The 1,999-nt window shown below is 67.5% G+C and carries 3 protein-coding genes; 2 read left to right on the top strand and 1 reads right to left on the bottom strand.

The features are described 5' to 3' along the window. Both VA603_RS11485 and VA603_RS11480 read left to right on the top strand, forming a co-directional pair. The coding region (locus VA603_RS11485; protein ID WP_323438922.1) for a DNA recombination protein RmuC at positions 1-582 on the top strand (582 nt) is incomplete at its 5' end. Positions 583-704: 122 nt separating this feature from the next. Further along, on the top strand, positions 705-1,250 hold the full coding sequence (locus tag VA603_RS11480) for a glutathione peroxidase (protein WP_323438921.1): 546 nt from the start codon (positions 705-707) through the stop codon (positions 1,248-1,250). A gap of 104 nt (positions 1,251-1,354) precedes the next feature. Here the strand turns inward: VA603_RS11480 and VA603_RS11475 are convergent. After that, positions 1,355-1,999 (bottom strand): MlaA family lipoprotein (locus VA603_RS11475; protein ID WP_323438920.1); only part of this gene is annotated, 645 nt, incomplete at its 5' end.

The raw sequence follows: 1,999 nt of genomic DNA, 5'->3' as shown, positions 1-1,999 counted from the left end.
TCCAAGTTCCCGCGCGAGGACTACGAACGCCTGCTCGATGCGCAGGAAGCCGGTGACCTGGAGGCGGTACGCGGCAGCGGCAACCAGCTCGAACGGGCCATCCGCGTGCAGGCCAGGTCGATCAGCGAGAAGTACATCGTGCCGCCGCACACCACCGACTTCGCGGTGATGTTCCTGCCGACCGAAGGCCTGTATGCCGAAACCATCCGCCGGCCGGGCCTGGTCGACGCGCTGCAGCGCGAGCATCGCGTGGTGATCGCCGGCCCGACCACGGTCACCGCGCTGCTCAACAGCCTGCAGATGGGCTTCCGCACGCTGGCCATCGAGCAGCGTTCTTCCGAAGTGTGGAGCCTGCTGGGCGCGGTCAAGGGCGAGTTCGGCAAGTTCGCCGGCATCCTGGAGAAGGCCGAGAAGCAGATCAACACGGTCGGCAAGAGCCTGGGCGATGCCAGCCGCAAGACCCGCACCATCGAGCGCAAGCTGCGCGGCGTGGAATCGCTGTCGGCCGACGCCGCGCAGGCGCTGCTGGGCGATCTCGGCGGCGAGGATGAGGCCGAAGACACGGGTGCCGACGAAACCTGATCGCAGGCGACGCCGGGCATTACCGGCACCACTGGAACAGCGCGTAACGGGCACCCCGAGGTCGTGCCAGCGCCATCCACGCCCGCTATGCTTGCCCTCCCCAACCTCCGCAGGAAACCGCAATGACTGCTTCCGTGTATGACACCGCGCTGACCACCATCGACGGCGCACCGGCCACGCTGGGCGACTACCGCGGCAAGGTGCTGCTGGTGGTCAACACCGCCTCCAAGTGCGGCCTCACCCCGCAGTACGAAGGCCTGGAAAAGCTGTACCGCCAGAAGAAGGGTGACGGCCTGGAAGTGCTGGGTTTCCCGGCCAACAACTTCAACGGCCAGGAGCCGGGCAGCGAGGACGAGATCAAGCAGTTCTGCGCGCTCACCTACGACGTCAGCTTCCCGCTGTTCTCCAAGATCAGCGTGGCCGGCGCCGACATCCACCCGCTGTACCAGCAGCTGACCGCGGCCCAGCCGGTTGCCATCGGTGATGGCCCGCTGCGCGAGAAGCTGGCTAGCCTGGACATCCCGACCAACGCCGCGCCGGCGATCCTGTGGAACTTCGAGAAGTTCGTGATCGGCAAGGACGGCAGCGTCGTCGCCCGTTTCTCGCCGGATACCCCGGCCGACAACGCGGCGCTGCTGGCGGCCATCGATACCGCCCTGGCGGCGTGACGCGCGGGGCCGGGATCGCCTCCCGGCCCTGTTGCGTAACGGGTTCCAGCGGCACGAAAAAGCCCGGGTTTCCCCGGGCTTTTCTTTTGCGGCATCAGCGGCGATCAATTGCCCCAATCGGGCATCGGCATCGCATCGACCGGGATCGTGGTCGGGTCATCGTCGTCGTCGCCGCGGTTGTGGCGCAGGTCGCGCTCGATCTGGTACGTGCGGCGCTGCAGCCATGCATCGCGGGTCAGGGCGTATTCGTCGACCGCGGTGTCACGCAGCGAGTCCACCGCCATCAGCTGGGCACGCGTGTCGACCAGCTGCAGGCCCTGCAGGCCGATGCGGACCTTGTCCATCTCGATCTGGCGGATCGGCGAGAGCGGCATGTCGCCGGCCAGGCCGAATACGTCACGCACCGTGCGCGGGCCGAAGAACGGCAGTTCCACGTAGCGCGACTGGCGCCAGCCCCAGGTGCCCAGGGTCTGGCCGAAGTCTTCGCTGCGCTTGGGCACCATCGCCTTGCTGGCCGGGTCGAACAGGCCGCCGATGCCGAAGGTGCTGTTCATCAGGAAGCGGCCCAGCGTGTCCCAGGCGTCATCGGCATGGCCCTGCAGCAGCTGGTTGACCATGGTCAGCGGCGAGCGCAGGTTGCTGAAGAAGTTGGTCACGCCGGTGCGCGCGAACTGCGGCACCACCTTGGTGTAGGCGGTGGCCAGCGGACGGGCGACGCTGCGGTCGACGGCATTGTTGAAGCGGTGCAC

Source organism: Stenotrophomonas capsici, from assembly GCF_034961085.1.
In the GTDB taxonomy this organism is placed as follows: Bacteria; Pseudomonadota; Gammaproteobacteria; order Xanthomonadales; family Xanthomonadaceae; genus Stenotrophomonas; species Stenotrophomonas capsici.
The sequence above is the reverse complement of the archived record's forward strand: the minus strand, read 5'-3'. Positions and strand labels throughout refer to the sequence as shown.